General features: G+C 40.9%; 19 protein-coding genes and 1 tRNA gene. 9 read left to right on the top strand and 11 right to left on the bottom strand.

Annotation, left to right across the window (positions count from 1 at the left end):
- Positions 1–27: 27 nt before the first annotated feature.
- Positions 28–1,059: a quinone-dependent dihydroorotate dehydrogenase gene (locus WKR92_RS02215; RefSeq protein WP_375556200.1), complete on the top strand. Its 1,032-nt coding sequence runs from the start codon at positions 28–30 to the stop codon at positions 1,057–1,059.
- Positions 1,060–1,156: 97 nt separating this feature from the next.
- Here WKR92_RS02215 and WKR92_RS02210 read toward each other — a convergent pair whose 3' ends face one another.
- The 3 genes from WKR92_RS02210 to WKR92_RS02200 form a co-directional block, all read right to left on the bottom strand.
- On the bottom strand, positions 1,157–1,339 hold the full coding sequence (locus tag WKR92_RS02210) for a spore protein (protein WP_375556199.1): 183 nt from the start codon (positions 1,337–1,339) through the stop codon (positions 1,157–1,159).
- Between the two features lie 33 nt (positions 1,340–1,372).
- Positions 1,373–1,443 (bottom strand) — tRNA-Cys (locus WKR92_RS02205).
- A 45-nt stretch (positions 1,444–1,488) separates the two neighbouring features.
- Positions 1,489–2,238, bottom strand: a complete 750-nt coding sequence (locus WKR92_RS02200; protein ID WP_375556198.1) for a TrmH family RNA methyltransferase — start codon at positions 2,236–2,238, stop codon at positions 1,489–1,491.
- Between the two features lie 44 nt (positions 2,239–2,282).
- On the opposite strand from WKR92_RS02200, the gene tamL reads away from it, so the two are divergent.
- Positions 2,283–4,580, top strand: coding sequence for a translocation and assembly module lipoprotein TamL (gene tamL / locus WKR92_RS02195; protein WP_375556197.1), 2,298 nt, complete (start codon positions 2,283–2,285; stop codon positions 4,578–4,580).
- Positions 4,581–4,601: 21 nt separating this feature from the next.
- Here the strand turns inward: tamL and WKR92_RS02190 are convergent, their stop codons facing one another.
- Both WKR92_RS02190 and WKR92_RS02185 read right to left on the bottom strand, forming a co-directional pair.
- Positions 4,602–5,147 (bottom strand): hypothetical protein, encoded by a 546-nt coding sequence (locus WKR92_RS02190; RefSeq protein WP_375556196.1) that lies wholly within the window; start codon positions 5,145–5,147, stop codon positions 4,602–4,604.
- A gap of 109 nt (positions 5,148–5,256) precedes the next feature.
- On the bottom strand, positions 5,257–5,868 hold the full coding sequence (locus tag WKR92_RS02185; protein WP_375556195.1) for a porin family protein: 612 nt from the start codon (positions 5,866–5,868) through the stop codon (positions 5,257–5,259).
- A gap of 219 nt (positions 5,869–6,087) precedes the next feature.
- On the opposite strand from WKR92_RS02185, the gene WKR92_RS02180 reads away from it, so the two are divergent.
- From WKR92_RS02180 to WKR92_RS02165, 4 genes are all read left to right on the top strand, one after another.
- Positions 6,088–6,288 (top strand): YwbE family protein, encoded by a 201-nt coding sequence (locus tag WKR92_RS02180; protein WP_375556194.1) that lies wholly within the window; start codon positions 6,088–6,090, stop codon positions 6,286–6,288.
- Between the two features lie 131 nt (positions 6,289–6,419).
- Entirely contained in the window at positions 6,420–7,820 is a 1,401-nt protein-coding gene (locus WKR92_RS02175) for an alkaline phosphatase (RefSeq protein WP_375556193.1), read from the top strand.
- A gap of 35 nt (positions 7,821–7,855) precedes the next feature.
- On the top strand, positions 7,856–9,166 hold the full coding sequence (locus WKR92_RS02170; RefSeq protein WP_375556192.1) for a Gfo/Idh/MocA family protein: 1,311 nt from the start codon (positions 7,856–7,858) through the stop codon (positions 9,164–9,166).
- A gap of 18 nt (positions 9,167–9,184) precedes the next feature.
- On the top strand, positions 9,185–9,934 hold the full coding sequence (locus WKR92_RS02165; protein WP_375556191.1) for a 3-keto-disaccharide hydrolase: 750 nt from the start codon (positions 9,185–9,187) through the stop codon (positions 9,932–9,934).
- A 54-nt stretch (positions 9,935–9,988) separates the two neighbouring features.
- Here WKR92_RS02165 and WKR92_RS02160 read toward each other — a convergent pair whose 3' ends face one another.
- Genes WKR92_RS02160 through WKR92_RS02150 form a run of 3 tightly spaced genes read right to left on the bottom strand, consistent with a single transcriptional unit; the run spans position 9,989 to position 12,982 of the window.
- Positions 9,989–10,405 (bottom strand): c-type cytochrome, encoded by a 417-nt coding sequence (locus WKR92_RS02160; protein WP_375556190.1) that lies wholly within the window; start codon positions 10,403–10,405, stop codon positions 9,989–9,991.
- 55 nt (positions 10,406–10,460) lie between these two features.
- On the bottom strand, positions 10,461–11,090 hold the full coding sequence (locus tag WKR92_RS02155; protein ID WP_375556189.1) for a response regulator: 630 nt from the start codon (positions 11,088–11,090) through the stop codon (positions 10,461–10,463).
- Positions 11,087–12,982 carry a tetratricopeptide repeat-containing sensor histidine kinase gene (locus WKR92_RS02150; RefSeq protein WP_375556188.1) on the bottom strand — a complete coding sequence of 632 codons (1,896 nt, stop codon included), beginning with the start codon at positions 12,980–12,982 and terminating at the stop codon, positions 11,087–11,089. Before WKR92_RS02150 ends, WKR92_RS02155 begins: the two co-directional genes overlap by 4 nt.
- A gap of 172 nt (positions 12,983–13,154) precedes the next feature.
- Between WKR92_RS02150 and WKR92_RS02145 the strand changes: the two genes are divergently transcribed.
- Entirely contained in the window at positions 13,155–13,631 is a 477-nt protein-coding gene (locus WKR92_RS02145; protein WP_375556187.1) for a hypothetical protein, read from the top strand.
- Positions 13,632–13,731: 100 nt separating this feature from the next.
- Here the strand turns inward: WKR92_RS02145 and WKR92_RS02140 are convergent, their stop codons facing one another.
- From WKR92_RS02140 to WKR92_RS02130, 3 genes are all read right to left on the bottom strand, one after another.
- Entirely contained in the window at positions 13,732–14,868 is a 1,137-nt protein-coding gene (locus WKR92_RS02140) for a putative sensor domain DACNV-containing protein (protein ID WP_375556186.1), read from the bottom strand.
- Complete coding sequence (locus WKR92_RS02135) at positions 14,865–15,194, bottom strand: YegP family protein (protein ID WP_375556185.1); 330 nt, start codon at positions 15,192–15,194, stop codon at positions 14,865–14,867. Before WKR92_RS02135 ends, WKR92_RS02140 begins: the two co-directional genes overlap by 4 nt.
- A 222-nt stretch (positions 15,195–15,416) precedes the next feature.
- Positions 15,417–15,857, bottom strand: a complete 441-nt coding sequence (locus WKR92_RS02130; protein ID WP_375556184.1) for a lipocalin family protein — start codon at positions 15,855–15,857, stop codon at positions 15,417–15,419.
- 395 nt (positions 15,858–16,252) lie between these two features.
- On the opposite strand from WKR92_RS02130, the gene WKR92_RS02125 reads away from it, so the two are divergent.
- Together WKR92_RS02125 and WKR92_RS02120 are read left to right on the top strand one after the other, a co-directional pair.
- Entirely contained in the window at positions 16,253–17,668 is a 1,416-nt protein-coding gene (locus tag WKR92_RS02125) for a glycoside hydrolase family 140 protein (RefSeq protein WP_375556183.1), read from the top strand.
- Positions 17,669–18,072: 404 nt separating this feature from the next.
- A complete protein-coding gene (locus tag WKR92_RS02120) occupies positions 18,073–21,267 on the top strand; it encodes a SusC/RagA family TonB-linked outer membrane protein (protein ID WP_375556182.1) in 3,195 nt (1,064 codons plus the stop codon).
- Positions 21,268–21,272 lie beyond the last annotated feature (5 nt).

Genomic DNA, 21,272 nt, shown 5'->3' with positions numbered 1-21,272 from the left:
AATTTAAATAGTTTCTATCTTTGCTCCATGTATAAATTGGTCAAACCGCTTTTCTTCTCATTAGATCCAGAGACAGCACATTATACGGTGACTGGCGGACTCAGAACATTTTTAAAAATATGGGGCTCAAAGAAGCTAATGAAGGCTTCGTTTTCGTATGAAAATCCGAACCTGGAACAAACTGTTTTTGGCGTTAAGTTCAAAAATCCGGTAGGTTTAGCGGCGGGCTTTGATAAAAATGCGGAATTCATACAAGAAATGGCATCTCTAGGCTTCGGTTTTATCGAAATAGGGACAGTAACTCCCAGACCGCAGCCGGGCAATGATAAACCCAGAATGTTTAGATTGCCTAAGGACGGCGCGTTGATCAATCGTATGGGTTTTAACAATCAGGGAGTGGACGTTGCAGCATTACGATTAAAATATTTTACGGAACGAGACGGTCTGGTCGTCGGTGGGAATATTGGAAAAAATAAAACTACGCCTAACGAGGATGCTGTAAATGACTATGTCATCTGTTTTGATAAGCTATTTGACTATGTCGACTATTTTGTGGTCAATGTAAGTTCGCCGAATACACCCGGACTTCGTGACCTTCAAGAAAAAGAGCCGCTTAAACACATCCTTAACACCCTCCAGCAACGCAACGAAAAGCACGAAAAGCCAAAGCCTATTATGCTTAAGATTGCACCGGATTTAACAGATAGCCAATTAGATGATATTGTAGAAATTGTTGTTGATACAAGAATTGCAGGGGTGATTGCCACGAATACAACCATCGAAAGAGAAGGTCTACAAAGTAATGCTTCATTAATTAATGAGGCCGGCGGGGTTAGCGGCAAGCCGTTGGCGGTCCGATCTACTGAAGTCATTCGATATCTTGCTGAAAAGTCAGATCGCCGGTTCCCGATTATCGGAGTAGGAGGGGTACACTCCGCGGCGGACGCGCTAGCTAAAATACAAGCAGGTGCTAGTTTGGTGCAAGTATACACGGGCCTAATTTATGAAGGCCCTCAGTTAGTGAAGCAAATATGCAAACGTATAGCAAAGAAAGAATAGTAAACAAGGAAAAAGAATAACGAAAATAAGGTAATAAAAAAGGCTGAAGGAACTTTCTTCAGCCTTTTTTATTACCTTATCAAATGTAGTTTTAAATCTACTTTTTTAAACCTGCTTCTAGTTTGTCTAGGATAGCATTGTTTTTAACGATCTGCGCAGTAGCTGGCATTTCTGAACGACTGCCAGTTTCAATGTTACGGCCTAATTTTAGGAACTGAACTTCTTTTTTGGCAGTTGTTTTATTTCTTCTATCTTTTCTTTTTAAACGTGTAACTCCCATTGTTGTGTTTTTTTATATTTTCTTTTATTAACGAGGTCGGAAGCGGATTCGAACCGCTGTAAAAGGTTTTGCAGACCTCTGCCTAGCCACTCGGCCATCCGACCCTTACCTGTAAAGGAATGCAAAAATAGTAAATTAATCTTGTATGCCTAAGTTTTTTTTGTTTTTCTGTAGATTTCTGAACAAATAATAGCAGACGAGGTGGCAACATTCAGAGATTCGGCTTGTCCGATCCGCGGGATCGTTATTTTGTGTTTTATAAATGGTGCTATTTCCCTTCGGATACCGTGGCCTTCGTTGCCGAAAACAATCAAACCTTCATCTTGAAAGTCGGTTTGATACAGCGAGTTTCCGTCTAACATCGCCGCATAGCTATTTAAATTCGTCTCGCTTAATAACTTAACCAAGTCGCAGTAAACCGGTTTTACCCGTGCTAAGGAGCCCATGGTAGCCTGAACAGTCTTTGGGCTGTAGGCATCAGTTGTGTCGTCAGAGCAAATTATCGTATTCATCCCAAACCAATCAGCAGTTCTAATAATCGTACCCAAGTTTCCTGGATCTTGCACAAAATCGAGCACCATGGTAAATTGACCTTTCAATGTAGGTAAATGGAGTTTGTGGTCTGGTATTTGAAATAGAGCTAACGCGCCTTGGGGTGTAGTTAATGTGCTGATTTTTTTTAAATCCTGGGAAGAAACTTCTATTCCTTTTATTTTATCCGGAAATTTGAGCATTTTTGACGAGAGTTCAGGAAGATAGTATAAACTGTGTAGAGTATAATCTTCGTTAAAAAACTCCGTTATGGATTTAAAGCCTTCGACGATAAAAAGTTTATGAGCCCGACGGTATTTTTTTAATTGAAGTGATTTGATTAGACTTATTTGAGATTTTGAGAGCATTATCAACTTCTAAGTTATATTTTTTTACAATAATAGCGCTTTTCGTGCTATTTGTTACATCTTGTCGCTCCGTTAAGTTGCTGGAGGATGATCAGGTGCTGGTCACAAAGGTCAAGTTGGACGGTATTGAACCACGTTTTGAGGAGGCTGCATCTGAATATATCCAAAAAGAAATACGTCCTAACTCACCTATCAATTTATTTATCTACAATTTTGCAAACGGGCAGGATGGACATTACCGGACAAGCGATATTCGCAATGTGGGAGAAGCACCCAGTATTCTCGATAGCTCGCTTGTAGAAATATCGAGAAGCCAGATTGAACGTTTCTTGTTTACCAAGGGCTATTTCAACGCTACTGTAGATGATTCTATCGCCATAAAAAAGCAAAAAGCGCATGTCGTATTTCAAGTTGACCAAGGCGATCCTTTTTATATTGAAAATCTAACAACACAAATAGAAGATCAACGTCTCGATTCGTTTTATCATCGTTTTCGAGATACGGTAAAATTATTGAGTCCGGGCATGCGTTATGATTCTGATTCATTGGTAATCGTTCGGGAACATTTATATAACCTCGGACGGCGCATCGGTTATTATGATTTTGTGCGACAGTATATTCGCTTTGAAGTTGATTCTAATAAAGCCGGCAATTTTGTAGATTTAAAACTAATTATTGACAACCCGGAGAATAAGACTGAGCATACTGTTTACAGAATTGATAGTAGTTTCGTTGAAATTACGACGAGTGCTGATTCAACAATAGCGGATCCGGCTGTAGATACCCTTAGACGAGGTATGCACTATACGGACCACAGCAAGAAATTTCGACCTCAGCCGATTGGTCGTTATATCTTTCTTAAAAAAGGGAATATCTACAATATCGATTCAGAAAATTTAACCTATGATCGTCTTTACGAACTAAACGCCTTTAAGAGTATTAAGGTCAATTTCGAAAAGTCAGATTCAACAAGGTTAAATGCTTTCTATGAATTGGTGCCATTAAAGCGAATGGCAAATCGGATCGAAGGCGAATATACATTTAACTCCGGCAGAAGCGGATTTAATATCGGTAATACCTATACTAACCGAAATCTGTTCGGTGGTGCGGAGCAATTGGAACTGAAAGCACAGTTTGGTGTTCTTTTCGATTCTGAGCTCGATGGTCACTTGCTAGATCGTGTATTTAATCGTGACCTGCAATTGGGGGCCACACTAACCGTTCCCCGTTTGTTAGTGCCTTTTTCCATTCCTGTGATTGGACGAAATGGTATGCCGAGGACTATTTTTTCAAGTAACTGGCAAATTTTTGATCAGAAGGACACGTATTCTAATCGTTATTTCATTAATTCAATTTCCTATGCCTGGAATGAAACAAAATATAAACTACATCAGGTAACACCAATTTTATTAGAGTATCGGGTGGGCCGGCTCGCTCCTGATTTTAAAGAACAATTGGATAGGGAAGGCTATCGTCTTTATATTGAAACGAACGACCGCGCTTATTTCGGCTTAGGTAGTCAATATGCTTATACCTACAATAGCGTGAGACTAAATACGCTCGAGGATTTTATTTATTTTCGAGGAACGCTCGATCTAAGCGGAAACAGTTTGAGCTTACTCGGTTCTTTGGTGAACTTTGATAAGAACGAAAGTGGAGAGAAAACCTTGTTTGGCGTCCCATTCCTTCAGTATACAAAAGTAGAGACCGATTTTCGCTATTATAAACATTTCGGCGGTGAAAAGCAGCTGGTTTTTCGCCTCAACCCGGGGATTGCGGTACCCTATGGTAATAACCAAGATTTTCTAATCTTTGAGAAGAACTTCTATGGTGGTGGAATGAATGGTATCCGTGCATGGCAAGCCAGAACACTGGGGCCGGGTGGATATAACCGTTCGGTTTTGCCAGATTCCTTACGCTTAAACCTTAGAAATTTAGATCAGTTAGGTGAGATCAAGCTTGAAGCGAATATTGAATACCGATTTAAGATTTTGAATAACTTTTGGGGAGCTAAGCTGAAAGGAGCTACCTTCATAGATGCAGGAAATATCTGGCGTTTGCGCGATAACGGGGTCAATCCTGAAGGGCAATTCAAGTGGAATAGCTTTGTTGATCAAATTGCCATTGGTGGTGGCTTTGGTTTTCGTTTTGATCTTGACTATTTTGTCTTCCGCCTTGATGTTGCTGCAAAGATAAGAGACCCTCAGTTTGTGGGTTCTGATCGCTGGGTAATTAATAAATTATTTGATAATAAAGACTTCAGAGATCGATATTACGAAACTAATTTCCCTGATAAGTACAATTTTATCCAATATAATTTTGGAATTGGAATGCCTTTCTAAACGCTGGCGATTGTATAAAGATCAGAATAGATTTTGGATACCGTGTACAATGGTTTCAAAAAAAGTACTGAGGTCGAGCCCTTGCCTGTAGTTAAAATATAAAAATATCAGGAAGACGATAATCGCTACCGTCAAAAGTTTCCGAAACATCATCACAAGTAAGATGAGCACGACTGGCACAAGAATAAGCCATATCCAACTGATCTGAAACACGTCTATTCCACTCTCGGTTTTATTGAGATAATATAGTTGACCGTGCGAACCGGAAGTGTTCACGTGTTTAATAAAAGCAAAGGTGGAATGTTCTACTTCGTTTTTTGTTGTTGCTACCCCGTCCGAAAATTCCAACCCGGATGTAAAACCATTGACCGTGAATTGGAATGTCCCGTTTATATAGTCTAACGGGTTTTCCAGCGAGTCGGTCGCAATAATTGCCAGTTTTCCGTTTTTCACGAGAGTCTCTTTTACAATGAAGTGATTGATTTCGTTTTTTTGTGCCTGACTTAACAAGGGAATAAAAACAATCGCCAATACCAAGAGTAGGAGTTTATAACTGGACTTATACATGTATGGTTATTTTCTTTACAGTGCAATATAACGTAATTCCTTAAGCAAAATTACAAAAAAAGGCCGTTTCTTTCGAAACGACCTTTTGTAGGTGTTATTTAACGTAATTTTATAGTTCGTAACCTACTGAGAACGATAATACACGGTTAGTTTGTTTAATGTCCGAACTATTATCAGGAGCGATATCAGCTAAACCTAAACCATATCCTGCACCCAGTGTTAAACCATTTCCTAAACGATATCCTGCAAGGAAGTTTACACCAAAGTCGGTTCCCTTTTGAGTTCCGTCTTTGCCAAATTCAAATTCATCGCTTAGTTCAAAATCACCGCTTTCGATTTTATTTTCACCTGAAATACCGAAGGCTGCATAAGGACCGGCACCTAAGAAGAAGTTACCTCCGCCCATTGTTGGGAATTTCGCAACGGCGTTAACAGGTACTTCAATCCACATGGTGTTTTGTTTCCAGCTACCCATCTCATTTTCTAATTTAGCACCTTTACCTTGTAAAGATACCCCTGGTTGGATCGAGAACATTTGGTTAATAGGTGCATCTAAGTAACCTGTTACATGAAAGTTGGTTGTGCTTTCAGTTTCTAAATCACTGTTACTGAAATTATAATTCGGTAAGTTTACACCCGCTTTAAATCCATATCCTAATTCTTGAGCAAAAGCTCCAAATCCAAAAAGAACTGCAATTGCAGATAAGAATAATTTTTTCATAGTTTCTAAATTTTGTTGTTTAAAACACCAAGCTCTCTGCAAGTGTCACGCCAAAATTTGCATCCGTCTCGTATTGTGTTGATTTACAGCAACATAATTTTTGAATAAATTTACTGTATGTGTACTCAAACATATACAAAGCGTGGAAACATCCGGATAATTTTTATATTTTTGATATTCTGAATTTTTAATATCTAGGAACAACCAAGGAAATAGATTATGAACGGACAAAATAGAAAAAATATTCATCCCGGATTAGCTGTTGCTATTATTCGGAAAGAAGATCAACACAGTGGTAAGCAAACACAAGGTAGAGTAAAAGACATTTTAACATCCGCTCCAGTACATTCTCGGGGTATTAAGGTTCGCTTAGAGGATGGTCAAATTGGACGCGTAGCGGCGATATTAACGGAAGAATAAGTTAATATAGCTTATTTCATCTTACATTAACATTCAGTTAACAAGCTCTTCATTCTAATAAACAATCTTTGCGCATAGGGAGCTATGTGCAACCTCACTATGTGCTAAATTGTAATAAAAATATTTTTAACATGAAAAGAAGAACGTTTTTTAAAAAAGGATCGCTGATTGCAGCTGGTGCTGGTTTACTTTCACCGTTTGATCTGTTGGCCGGAGATAATAGTCGACATAGCAATTTGCCCAAGCAAGGGAAGCGAGCCAAAAATATCATATTTATGGTCAGCGATGGGATGAGTATGGGAACCCTCACGTTAGCTGATTTGATGCTCCGGCGTAAAGAAGGAAGATCATCTAATTGGATGTCGCTTTATAATAAGGGAACTGTTAACCGAGCATTGATGGACACAGCTTCGGCTAACGCATTAGTAACAGATTCTGCAGCTGGGAGTTCTTCCTGGGGTGGTGGAGTTCGTGTAAATAACGGCGCTTTGAATGTAAATCCCGATGGTTCATTCAATAAACCTATTTTACAAAAGTTTAAGGAGGCTGGTAAATCGGTCGGTTGCGTAACCAGTGTGCCGATAACGCATGCTACTCCGGCAGGATTCTGTGTAAATGTCGCTAGCCGAAATGATCAACCTATTATAGCCGAAGAATACTTGAAACTTGAATTTGACGTGATGATGGGTGCTGGAACTGAATTTTTCAGTAAAGAGGATAGAAAAGATGCGGTAGATCTATTCCAGAAATTCGCACAGAAAGGATATACCATCGTAAAAAGCAGGAGAGAGCTTCAAGGGCTTTCATCTACGTCGGGGTCGCCGCTCTTAGGAGTTTTTCATAAGGGAGGTCTCCCTTATGTGGTGGATGTACAATCAAGCAAAGATTTAACAAACCGTATTCCGAGTTTGGCTGAAATGACTAGAGCCGCAATAAGGCGTTTAAGCCAAAATAAAGATGGCTTTGTCATGCAAATTGAAGGCGGCGCGGTTGATTGGGCCGCTCATGCTAACGATGCTCCGGCATTGATTTACGAACAAATCGCTTTCGATGAAGCAATAGCTGATGTGATCGACTTTGCTGAGAAAGACGGTGAAACACTTGTTATAATCACAACAGACCATGGTAATGGAAACCCTGGTTTGTTTTCGAGTGATAAAAAGTTTGACCTATTGCAGACAGTTAAACAAAGTAATAACTGGGTGATCAACCGTATTAAACCAGATTATACACCTTCTAAGTTGATTGATCACATTCATGCTGCACAGGGTTTTGCGATAAATCAAGAAGAAGCCCAAGAGATATTGCGTTACTATCAGGGAGCGAACGCCAAAAGCGTACCGGTTGATGTTTTTGCACGAATCGCATCGAAATATACTGGAGTAGCCTTTGGCTCAACAGGACATTCGTCTGATTTTGTCGAGCTAATGATGTACGGTCCAGGTGCCGATCAACTTCCACAATTTGTAAAAAACATTGATTTGCATAACTTTATGCTCGATGCAACCGCCGTGAATGCGCCGAGGGCTTAGGAAAAAGATTTAAAAATCAGTTTTAAAATATAAATATGCATAAAAAGACAAACAGCTTTCACCAATCAAATAGAAGAACCTTTCTTAAAAACTCCGGACTGGTATTGTTAGGTAGTTCTTTAGCGAGTCCGCTTGCCGCTTCTGCATCAACGTTCGCATCGCAGAGATCAGTAATTAAAGTTGGTTTGATTGGATGCGGGGGGCGTGGTACCGGCGCGGCAGCACAAGCCATGAAGGCTGACCCAAATGTCGAACTTACCGCTATGGGTGATGTGTTTCCCGATAGGTTGGATGAGTCGTATGCATCTTTAGAAAAAATAAATCCAAAACAACTTAAAGTTGATAAAGCGAAGAGGTTTATCGGTTTTGACGCTTACCAAAAAGTAATTGATTCCGGTGTCGACGTTGTGTTATTGACGGCGCCGCCCGGATTTCGCCCACTCCACTTAGAAGCGGCGGTCAACGCAAATAAGCACATTTTCTGCGAAAAGCCTGTAGCCGTAGATGCTCCAGGCGTAAGAAAGGTGATAGAATTATCTAAAAAAGCTAAAGAGAAAAACCTGTCACTCGTGTCGGGGTTCTGTTTTCGTTATGACAATTCCAATAGAGCAGTCTTTACAAAAGTATTAGATGGAAGTGTCGGCGATATAAAGGCAGTTACAACGTTTCGTAACGGTGGCGAGGCTTGGTATTTTCCTCGTGAGTCTGATTGGACGGATATGACTTATCAGATGAGAAACTGGTATTATTACAATTGGTTGTCAGGCGATTTTATTGTAGAACAAGCCGTGCATAGTTTGGATATGATGTCTTGGGCTATGGGTGATGTCATGCCAATCAAAGCCATTGGTACTGGAGGACGTCAGGTACGTGTCGATCCAAAATATGGAAATATCTATGATCACTTCGCTGTAGAATTTGAATACGCTAATGGTGCTAAGGGTTACCATTTTACGCGTCAGCAGGCTGGTACAACGAACCGAAATAGCGTTGACGTGATGGGTACGACGGGAAGTGCTCTTGTAAATATCGGCAGCCAATATGAAATTACCGGGCAGAGTCCCTGGAAATATACTGGTCCTAGAAACAATATGTATCAAACCCAGCATGATGAGCTTTTCGCATCCATAAGAAATGGAAAGCCGATTAACGATGGTGATTTTATGTCTAATAGTACGCTGTTAGCTATATGGGGCCGGATGGTCGGCTATACCGGGCAGTTAATTACTTATGAAGATGCGTTGAACTCTCCAAAAACCTTAGGTCCTGATGTTGCCAGCTATACCTGGGATCTGAAGATTGATATGCCTCCAATTGCCGTTCCCGGCGTGACGAAAATAAGCTAAAGTTAACCGATTCAAATTATGAAAACACGATTGTGTACTGCTGTACTTCTGTTTTTACTAGGTACAGTACATAGCGCTTTCGCGCAAAGTTCTAGCATTCAATTTGGAACTGAAATTGATTATTATGATCTTTTGGCCGGGGATGTGAATGAAGGCAAAACAATTCAATGGATTGATGTGAATACAACGCCGGAAACTTGGCGGATTGAAGATGACCTGCTTATCTGTGAAGGACTACCTATTGGCGTCATGCGTTCGGCTGAGCAGTATGAAAATTTCATTATTCATGTCGAATGGCGACATATGGAAGCCGGAGGAAATTCTGGTATGTTCGTATGGAGCGATGCGAAACCCGGCGAAAATCGCTTGCCAGGTGGTGTTGAAGTTCAGATGTTGGAATTAGATTGGGTAAATCAAAACATACGTGATGGAGTAAAGCCCCCAATTGCTTATGTGCATGGTGAACTTTTTGGAGTGGGAGGGGTGCAAACTATCCCAGATAACCCACGCGGTGAACGTAGCAAATCGATTGAAAATCGTGCGAAAGGAAAAGGCGAATGGAACACCTACGAAGTGATATGTGTCGATGGAACGATCAAGCTTTCCGTTAATGGTAAGTTTGTTAACGGTATTAGCCAGTCGACCATTAAAAAAGGTTATCTCTGCCTCGAATCAGAAGGCGCTGAAATCCATTTCCGGAATCTGAAGGTGATTAAATTACCAGCTGGTGTGACATCTGCAGAGCAGATAGCAGCAGAGATAAACTAAATTTACCTCTGCTCTAAGGATCACTTCCTGCGAAAGAAAAAGCTCACAAGAGGATTACTTTTGAATAGCTAGTATTTCGGGTTTGGTATTTCCATTATGACAGGTCATGCAAGAAATATTAGCCATAATGCCTTTCTCGTCAACTCGATGGAAATACTTTTTATTGATCTTTGCTGTCATCTTCATCATTTTTCGTGCAATCTCTTTCTCAATCTTTGCATCGCTGGCAAAGTCAAGTTTCGAAGGATCGTCGGTCCTTGGTGCATGGCAATGACCACATTTTACGCCCAATGCCACTTTGAATCCGTCCATGACTTCATCTAGCTCATCTTTGGTAATGTCTTTAGGTAGAACCTTTAAGTTTTCAGCTCTGTATTCTTGCTCTGCTTGTTTTTCTGTTGGCATAAAAGCGCTCAATGTGAAACCGAATGCAACAAGAATAAGGATAGTGAGTGTCTTTCTATATGTCATAACAATGTAATTTTAATTGAATATAAAAAAGAAAAAGGACATCACATAGAGAAGTTTAGATAATCCCGAGTTCTTTGGCCTTTTGTAAGAGGTTAATCGTTTTACTAACGTTAAATTTTCGCAATAAATTTTTCCGGTGGCTGTCGACTGTCAACGAGCTAATAAACATTTTTTCGGCAATCATTGGTGAGGTTAATCCTTCGTCGAGGTATTGGAGTACTTCCTTTTCGCGTTTCGTGATCGGCGGTATTTCCAATAATTCGGTTTTTGTTAATGAGGTCAGCGTTTTTTGAGCTTCTTTGCCAAAGTATACACCACCCTCGTAGATATGACGTATGGCTTGCTCCACTACCTGTACCGATTCACTTTTTACTAAATAACCTGAAGCACCATTGTTCAGCATCCGGACAATAACACTCCTTTCGTTGAAGTTGCTGAGCCCTAAAATCTTCATCTCTGGATATTGCTTTTTAACCTCCACGCATAAATCGACCCCATTGTCATCAGGCAGATTAACATCAAGCAATAAAATGTCAGCATGCTTTTTTTGCAGAACATCCATTAATTCGGCACCGCTATTTGCTGTGGCAACCACTTCCATGTCTTCTTTCTGGACTATAAAGCTGTGTATTCCTTCCGTTATGAGCGGATGGTCATCACAGATTATGATTCGGATCTTTTTCATATATGACACTCTATACTTATTGTGGTTCCTTTACCGCGTTGCGATTCAATATTCATTTTACCCTCGAGGTAGGCGACTCTCATTTCAATATTATTCAGGCCCATGTTACGTTTTGTTGTCTCCAGATCAAAACCTTTACCATCGTCTTCTACGTCAATGAGCAGCAAATCGCCCTCCAAAGTACATTGTAATAAAATATGAGTGGCTTCTGCATGACGAATAGCATTGTTCACCAACTCGAGCATAATATGATATAATACAAGCTGCGTATTTTTATCACGGATGGGCGATAGGTTGTTGCAATAAAACGTAATTTGAGTTTCTTCTGTATTAAGCGACTGACAGAAATCTTTTAATGCATCTTCCAGTCCATATTTCAATAGGTTTTCAGGAATTAAATTTCTCGCCGTCCGTCGTAATTCCAAAAGTGTGCTATCTAACTGCTCTACCGCTTTGGTTAGGTCCTCATCTTCCATCATCCTCGCTTTTGTGTCTAGTTTCATTTTAATCCCAGTAATCATACCTCCGAGACCATCATGAAGATCACGCGCCAGCCTCAATCGCTCTTGTTCTTCACCCTCCATTAGGGCATGGGCAACTTCAATCTCGCGCTGTTGTTCGAACGAATGTAATTGTTGTTGGTTACGGCGCTTTCGTTGCCTCAATGCATAATAGAAAATGCAACTGAGCAGGATGATAAAAAAGATACTACCCCATAAGAGCATCGATTCTATTCGACGTTTATTTTGTAACTGTAGAATCTCTTTCTCTTGTTCGGAAGTCCTGTACATGGCTTCCATCCTCGCTATCTTCGCACGCGTGTTTTCAGCATGGAATGTATCGCTCAATAAGCGATGCTCTTCGATTAGCTCGTAAGCACGCCTGTAATCACCAAGCATTTTTTCAACTCCCGCTAATTCAATTAAAAAAGCCAATTTATTTTTGGTCAGGCCGCTATACTTTTTGTTATCCAAAATACTTTCTAGCTGGGTTTTTGCCGCGGTGTAATTTCCCTCTAGTTTGTAAACCTGATACTTTTCATATTGAAGACCTAACAGGTCATAGTCCGCATGAAGTTTGGTCGCATGCTTAATACCTTCATTGATGCTCTGAAGCGACTGCTCTACATCTTTATTATATCGATGATACATCGATTTTACCATATAGTAAAATGCGAAGATTTTCGACTCCGGAAAATCTTTCAGCAATGTATAGGCGTGGTCCAAAGACTCTTTAGCTCCCTTGAGTTCATTCTGGTATATCTGAGACTGAGCCATATTGACATACGCTCGAGGGAGATTGCCACCGTCGTTCTTTTCTTTGCTCAGGAGATTGATAGCTTGGTTGTAGTAGTCGATCGACTTGTCGTAAGCTTTATGGTTGTAAAAGACCATGCCTACATCGGATAGATAACCTGATAGCAAAATATTATTTCCAGAGCGCTCTGCATAAGGGATGCAGTATTTCAATGTTATATCCAAGAAGGACTGATCATTGCCACTTACTTGATCCAGTGTTGCATAATTATGCCAGAGCCTAGCTTTATATTCATAAGCTTCTTCTGTTTTGAACTTAGCCAAAAGTTCAGCGCTTTTCATGTAAAGTCGCTGTGATCGCTCAATATCGTGATCGAAGTAAACCCCTGCTTCATAAAAAATGGAAACGGCTTCTAGGTAGTCATTGCCTTCAGCGAGTTCCTTCGCTTGGTTTAGAAACCGGAGGGCTTTTGTGCTGTCGGTATACGACCAGTAGTCCGATATCTCCAACAACAATTTGGCTTTTTCTGTCTCGGATTGTTCGAGTTCGGCTAAACGCATCAAGCTATCGATGCTCTGTGCGGATGCGGACAAGCAGCTGAACAGTAAAAGAATATGGACGAGTATTTTTGTCAAAGTATAAGTCGTTTATCCAGTAAATTTATAAGGTTTTTTGATAGCTCCGTAGCTTTCGGCGCGTTAAAAGCTAAAATCCCCAAAAAGGGGGATGTAGATTTCCCTAAATCGCAGGATTGTAGCAGTGTCGTATAGCATCTAAATTTGTGATATTAAATCAAAAGACCAAACCATGAAAAAATTAAAAATTACACATTGGGTAGCTGTTTTTATTTGTTCCGCAGCTATTATGTTATCTAGTAATGCACAAGCACAGTATAGAACTGGCGGAGGATTATTGATTGACTTCGGAGATGGGATTACTTTGGTAGGACCACACATCAAGCATTTTTTCTCTGCCAATAGTGCAGTAGAAGCTGCTGTGCTTTTTGACGATAGTTTTACATCTATTCAAGGACTTTATCAATATCATCAAGGCATATCCGGTGCAAACGGGCTTCAGTGGTATTTGGGTGCTGGACCCGCTATTTCTTTTGCCAATTCGGATTCGGAAATTTCCTTGATTGGGACTTTGGGGCTCGATTATAAAATTACCAATGCACCGCTTGCTATGTCGTTCGATTGGCGTCCTAGGCTGGCATTATATGATGGTGGTAGCGACTTCCTTCCCGGACGTTTTGGAATTGGGTTTCGTTATGTATTTAAATAAAAGCATAAGAACAATACTCAAGTTTACGTAAGGTTGTCGTTTAAGGCTCTCGCTTGCTGGAATGGTTTTCTTTTCGTCCATTTCGGCAGATGGGGGCTTTTTACATCAAGAGCATATCAATTCGATGAGCATGGACAATTTCAAGTTCATCAGACCAAGCAAAAACTGTAAAATACCCATCTTGCGACGCAACCATCGCTAAAGCATCGTGTTGATCGTATGCAAACTGGGCGGCAGCCAAATGTCGCGTTCCCCCAAGATCGCCAATGCTGCGGAGTTCTCGCTTCCCGCCGGTAGTGGGTTCCGAGTATAAAATTTGTTTAACGGGCTTTCGTCCATCCATTCGTGCTACCTTCGCACCAAAGGCTAAAAGCCGATGATTGCGTGTAACGACGGTCGCACCATCTACAGCTGTAAAACCAGCTATTGAGTCGATCGAACGTCTGAGTCGTCCCTGATACCCATTCGTTAATGTACTATCATCAGACTCCAGTGTATCTGGGATGACAGAATAGGGAGGATCAAATTGATAACTTATAGGCTGGACAATAGACTTCAACCAAAGATCATGATGATTTGGAACAATCAGCATCAAAGCACCACGTCCGTGCCGTCGCATAGCTAGTGCAAATTCGACCAAGATGTTGGCGTTTTCACCTTGTTCTGGCGAAACCGGAAAACCCAATAGAGCGGTCAATATATCAGGACGATCATTAAAAAGTCCCCACTGTTTCTCATCTACCAATTTAATCTGATTACCTCTCAACATCGCGATATTAATGAACTTAGCACCGATATCAATGTTTTTTTGCTTAACAATGAGTAAGCCCGCCTCAATTACCTCCAGAACAAAGCAAGAAGCTGGGACACGGTGCGTTGTCCCCCAGATGAATAAATTATCATCATCTTTCCATATCCCTAAATGAACCCCAGGGCGTATGACTGCTGGTGATAATTTAACCAAGTTATGCGGTGTTAACCGCTGATTATCAGAAAATATTAAATTGTCTTCACCGACCGTTGGAGGGAGAAAAGCCAAAGATATCTTAGGCACATAACCTTCTTCATGTCGCAGACTAGCCCAAAAAGCACTATCAATAATGCCTTCAATTACAAACTGATCAGGTGCTAAAGGATTTCTCTTGGTCTTTTCGCCAGGCAGGATCTGTTGCGCAAAGTGGTCCTCCAAAGCAGAGGAAACCATCTTTGCGGCTAGATAAGTGGGCTCAGATATCATTCAAGTTCAACGACCGTGGCATCCGGTGCATTTTTTTTAACAGACGCAATGCCATTAGCGCATCCGGAAGCAGATTCATACATTTCACTGCTGCCAATAATTTGACCATTTGTAGCTTTTAAATTGAAGTAGTACTTCCCATTGCTTGAGGTCTTCTTGTCAAATTTGTTTTCGTCTTGTGAGTTCTTTCTTACTGATTCAACACCATTAAGACAGCTTGACTTGCTACTATAGCCTTCACTGCTAAGAATTACCTGACCATTAGAGGCTTTTAAATTGAATTGGAACTCCCCGTTTTTTCTGGTTTTGATTTCAAATTTTCCCATAAAAATAAGTTTTGATTATTCAAATTTAGATTTCGAACTGGTCTAAAAATAATAAAATTTTTCAAATAAGTGATCTTTTTATCATATCAGTCGTCGTTTCCAAGATCGTTGTGTTTTTATTTGTGGAATATTATAGCCCGGTACATCTGTACTCAAAATGGGCTATTTTGCAATTACCCACCCACAAGTATTCTGGGATAGTGTAAATTCTTTGTTTTGATGTTATTCTAGCATAGGTTCACCTTTTTTACAATGAAATACTTCCGTTTCTTCCACTTCCACACCATCGCTGATTACTGTATACGTTATACTTACCAGTAATTCGCCATTGTTTTGTTCAAGGTCGAAAAAATAATCGTTATTATCTTGTTTCAGGATTAATTGATTCAATTCAGGGTCATATCTTCCTTCCATACTTGTATATCCATTGCAATTAACGTCTCGATATACCGCAGCGTAATCTTCTGAAACATAGAAATTACTTTCAGTCTCACAGCCTTCCATCACTTCTGTATGAACCGTTTCATCATCGATAACGATACTTGTTTGATAAATATACCAAGTCCCTACTAGACTAGGTTTGGTGTCCTCGTCTTTACTACAAGAGGAAAAGAAAATTGCAGGGGTCGCTGCGATCAGCACAAAAAATATGAATTTTTTCATAGATTTTTTTGGGTTATTAAATAAACAGATTGTCACCTCTAACAACGTACCAAAATCCGATTTCGCATATATCCGCCAACTTTCGTTAAAAGAAAACGCCAACAATCCAATTATATGCTTTAAATTAGAGCGTAAGTCCAACGGACCTTAAACGGATATTTAACGGACTTTAATCGGTTGACACGTCTGATGTCCGTCGAAAACTAAAGGATTTTCGTTATTTATCTGTAACTTATGCTAGAAACTATGGGGGATCTTTTGCGAAATAAATTTCGTGTTGACAGCGTATTTAATTGAATTGGTAGGAGCTGCATTTAACTGCGACGAAAGTGTTGGAGCGGATTTCGTGTTTTATTTAGCAAGATGAGATGGGTTTAATCAAAAATTGAAATCGGATGAAATACTATTTAACGTTGGTGTTTATTTGTGTGACGACCTTGGTTACAGCGCAGATGATAGTTGATGAGTCAAATAAATACCTAAAAGATACCCGTACCGGTCAGCCATTTTTTTGGATGGGGGATACAGCGTGGGAGCTGTTTCATAGAATGACTCGAGAAGACATTATTTACTACTTAGATAAACGAAAATCACAAGGTTTTAATGTGATTCAAGCGGTTGTATTAGCGGAATTAGACGGTTTAAAGCAGGATAACCGCTACGGTGATGTCCCCTTCTCTAATCTGAATACACTGGAGTGGGCAGTGACTAAGGGGAATAATCCCGCAGATGCTGAGGAATACGACTATTGGGATCATGTCGATTTTGTTGTTAAAGCGGCGGCCAAACGTGGCTTGTATATAGGCATGTTGCCCACTTGGGGTGACAAGGTCGCTTATGAATGGGGGAGTGGACCTCGTGTTTTTGACGAGAACAGCGCATATACCTATATGAAAAAGCTAGCAGAACGCTATCAAGATCAATGGAATATTATCTGGATTCTGGGCGGTGACCGTCCGGGTTTTTATGAACGGAATGGTCAACGTCATGACGATCGACCCGTTTGGCGGGCTATGGCGAAAGCGATTACGGATATCTGTGGAGACAAGACGTTCATTACCTACCATACGGGTGGAAGCGGCGAAAGTAGTTCCGCATGGTTTGACGATGAAGATTGGTTGTCCATGTATGCCATTCAAAGTGGCCATGGCAGTCGTTCTTATCCGGTTTGGGATTACATCAGAAGCGACTTGCAAAATTACCCCGACAAACCGGTCATGGACATGGAGCCATGCTATGAAAATCATCCTGTAAATCCCTGGGATGGCAAGTGGACAAAGGAGGGAAGGGGTTATTTCAGTTCGGCGGATGTGCGAATTCGAATGTACCGTGGCGTATTTGCTGGCGGCGTTGGTACCACATATGGACATCACTCTGTGTGGCAGTTTCTGGATACTGCTCTGAACGCACCTGTATTCACCGGTGATACCCTAGTTCATTGGAAAGAAGCGCTTGACTCGGAAGTTGCGAACCAAATTCACCACTTAAAAGATTTAATTCTTTCTCAGGCTGATATGCATCGGATGGAGGACAGTCTGCTCATAGCGTCTAAGAGAGGTAGTGATTATCGCGATTTGATACTGGCGACACGGAACGAGGAAGATACCTATGCTCTAATTCATCTTCCACAACCTAAGTTGATTCAGGTTAATCTTGACCGTTTGGCAGCTGGTAAAAAGCTTGTACATTGGTTCAATCCTTCGACCGGAGAGTACTATCGGAGTAAAAACGAAGCGAGCAGCGGCATTCAAAGTTTTACTCCACCCACTGATACACAGCAAGATTGGGTGCTGGTGGTGCATGTGGAGTGAGAGGAGAAAAAATGATTTATTTCTTGATTTTCTGAAAATAATCCTATCTTAGTGACAAGAATCAATTATACGGGTACGCGAACGAAAAGAGAATACCCGCTAAAATTTGTCGACAGAAGACTCCGAAACCAAGGAAAACTAATAAGAAAAAATAACTAAGTAGAATAATCGGTTTTTTATATTTTAACGATCAATATTAAAAATATAATGTTCTTCATTCATAATAATTATTAAGGTTCGGGTACGTAAACAATTCAAATAGGATAGGTTAATTTTAGATGAAGTAATCGTTATGTTTTGAATTATGCTCTAATTCATTTAAACGGAAAACTATATTTGTCCCATTAACGGGTACGTAACCATTTTTAAAATTGTTCTGTCTTCCATATTTAAATTATGATACTATGGTCAATATTTATTCAAAGTGTAAGTTTCTGATAATTTTCAGTTCGCTATTGATTCTGTACGCTCCAGAAGGACGAGCTAGTGGATTTACTCCCGACAGCCGGTCTGTTGGCTTATCGTCACACACGGCGAAGTCGGCGCTTTTCGCAGACCGTGAAGTATACGGTAAAGTGACCGACAGTGCCGGGATGGCGTTGCCGGGGGTAACTGTGCATGTAAAAAACAATAATAGCATTGGGACTACGACCGATTTAAACGGACAATATATATTACAGGTACCTGAGGGAGCTGTTTTGGTTTTTAGTATGGTGGGCTTTGACGCTCAGGAAATTGCGATCGAGAACAAAACCGTTATCGATGTTCAATTGTCATTTGCGACATCCACGTTAGACGAAACCGTGGTTATCGGTTTTGGAACCCAGAAAAAATCGGATGTCGTAGGCGCCATTACGACGGTGAAGCCATCTGAATTGCGCGTACCTTCTAGTAACTTAACAACTGCATTAGCCGGTCGGGTTGCCGGAATCATTGGTTTTCAACGTAGCGGGGAGCCGGGCCAAGATAACGCCGATTTCTTTATCAGAGGAGTGTCTACTTTCGGGACTGGTAAAAAAGATCCCTTAATTTTGATTGACGGAGTAGAGTTTGGTGTAACTGAGCTAGCTAGGCTACGTCCTGATGATATTGAGAGTTTTTCGGTTCTAAAGGATGCGACAGCAACCGCAGTTTATGGCAGTCGTGCGGCGAATGGTGTTATTTTGATTAAAACGAAAGAAGGTAAGGAGGGTAGACCACGGATTGCATTTCGGGCCGAAGGCTCGGTGTCTTCTCCTACGACGAGTGTGGAACTAGCTGATCCGGTTACCTTTATGGAGCTATATAATGAAGCTTTATTATCGAGGAATTCGTTTGCTCAACCTTATTATCGAAACGAGAAAATTGACGCTACCCGCGAAGGGAAATTTCCTATCCTCTATCCGGCGGTCGACTGGCGGGAGATGTTATTTAAAGATTATACCTTAAATCATAGATATAACCTGAACGTAAGCGGCGGTGGTAAAGTTGCACGCTACTATGTTTCAGGTTCGTTGGCTCAAGACAATGGCGTTTTGCGAGTTAATGGGATCAACAATTTCAATAATAACATTGATTTGAAAAGTTATACCCTGAGAGCGAACGTAAACGTGAATTTGACGAAGTCGACCGAACTGGTTGTTCGTTTAAATGGTAATTTCGATGATTATAACGGCCCAATTGACGGCGGGCAAGCACTTTATAATCGCGTGATCCGCTCGAATCCTGTAGACTTTGTGCCTTATTATCCGAAGGATGCAGAACATGCCCATGTTCATCATATTATGTTTGGCGGAACATCCGACCCTGATCGCCCTTCGCGGAATCCTTATGCGGATATGGTCAGAGGTTACAAAGATTATACACGTTCCTTGATGTTCGCACAAATGGAACTGAACCAAGATTTCTCCTTCTTAACCGAAGGGTTGACATTCAGGTCGATGTTTAATACCAATCGGGTATCGCGCTTTGATATGCTACGTTCCTATAATCCATTTTATTATGAGATTATTTCTCACGACAATAGAACGGGCGAGTACAGCATCTATCCGATTAATGAAACAACAGGGACAGAATTTCTGAGCTTTCAAGTGGACGATGATAATCGCCAGCAGAATACCCGGTTTTATTTCCAATCATCTTTAAACTATGACCGGACCTTTGGCGAGAAGCATCACGTTAGCGGTATGGTTGTGTCCATCTTGCAATCGGCATTAAACGCTCGGGCTTCTAGCTTGCAGCTATCGTTGCCACACAGGAACTTTGGTATATCCGGCAGATCAACTTACGCCTATGATCAGAAATATTATTTCGATTTTAACTTCGGTTACAATGGGTCAGAACGTTTTGATGCAGCGAATCGCTTTGGTTTCTTCCCCTCGGTGGGGGTGGCGTGGACAGTGTCCAACGAAGATTTTTGGAAGCCACTCGAATCGGTTGTTAATGAGTTTCGAATCAGGGGTACCTATGGTTATGTTGGAAACGATGAGATTGGGTCGTCCAGAGATCGTTTCTTCTATCTCTCAGAAGTAAATATGAATTCCGGTAATCGCGGCTCCACGTTTGGTGAACGGGTGAACCATTCCAGAAATGGTATCAACGTAACGCGCTATGCTAATAACCAGATCACCTGGGAAACGGTGAAGAAGCTAAATTTAGGGCTTGAGCTTGGTTTGTTTAACGAAATCAATATTCAGGCTGATATTTATAAAGATACACGAAATAATATCTTAATGGAACGGGCCGATATTCCGTCGACGATGGGGCTTACTGCCGATGTAGTTGCGAATGTCGGAGAAACAGAAGGCGGAGGGGTAGATGTTCAGTTTGACTGGGATCGCCAGATGGGTAGTCAAATGTGGCTACAGGTTCACGGCAACTTTACGTATGCTCATAGTGAGTTTAAAGTCTATGAGGAGCCGATTTATGAAAAGGAATGGTGGAAGTCGAAAATCGGCTATTCAATTGCTCAACCTTGGGGATTTATTGCCGAACGGCTATTCGTAGATGACGAAGATGTTAGCAATTCACCACCTCAGGATTTTGGTACACCGAATATCGGAGGCGATATAAAATATAAAGACGTCAATGGAGATGGGAAAATCACAGATTTAGACGAAGTACCAATTGGTTATCCAACACGACCTGAAATAATCTACGGATTCGGTTTCTCATTCGGTTGGAAATCCTTTGATGTGTCTGCGTTCTTCCAAGGATCGGGATACTCATCATTTTGGATTGATCCCAGCGCTGTTCAACCATTTGTTAATGGTAAACAGATCATGAAGGCCTTCGCTGACGACCATTACTCTGTCGAGAATCCGGATGTCTATGCGCTTTGGCCAAGGTTGAGCACAGAAAATCACGCCAATAACGTACAGCGAAGTACGTGGTGGTTACGGAATGGCGAGTTTTTACGGATAAAGCAAGCAGAAATTGGCTATTCGCTTTCTCAGCGAGCTGTTGAAAAGTTGCACCTAAATAAATTAAGATTTTATGTCAACGCCTCAAACCTGTTCACCTTTTCACATTTTAAGTTATGGGATATCGAAATGGGCGGCAATGGCTTGGGGTATCCGGTACAACGTGTGTTTAATGTCGGAGTTGATTTATCCTTTTAATCTAA

The sequence above is a fragment of the Albibacterium profundi genome, assembly GCF_042159835.1.
Classification (GTDB): domain Bacteria; phylum Bacteroidota; class Bacteroidia; order Sphingobacteriales; family Sphingobacteriaceae; genus Albibacterium; species Albibacterium profundi.
The sequence above is the reverse complement of the archived record's forward strand: the minus strand, read 5'-3'. Positions and strand labels throughout refer to the sequence as shown.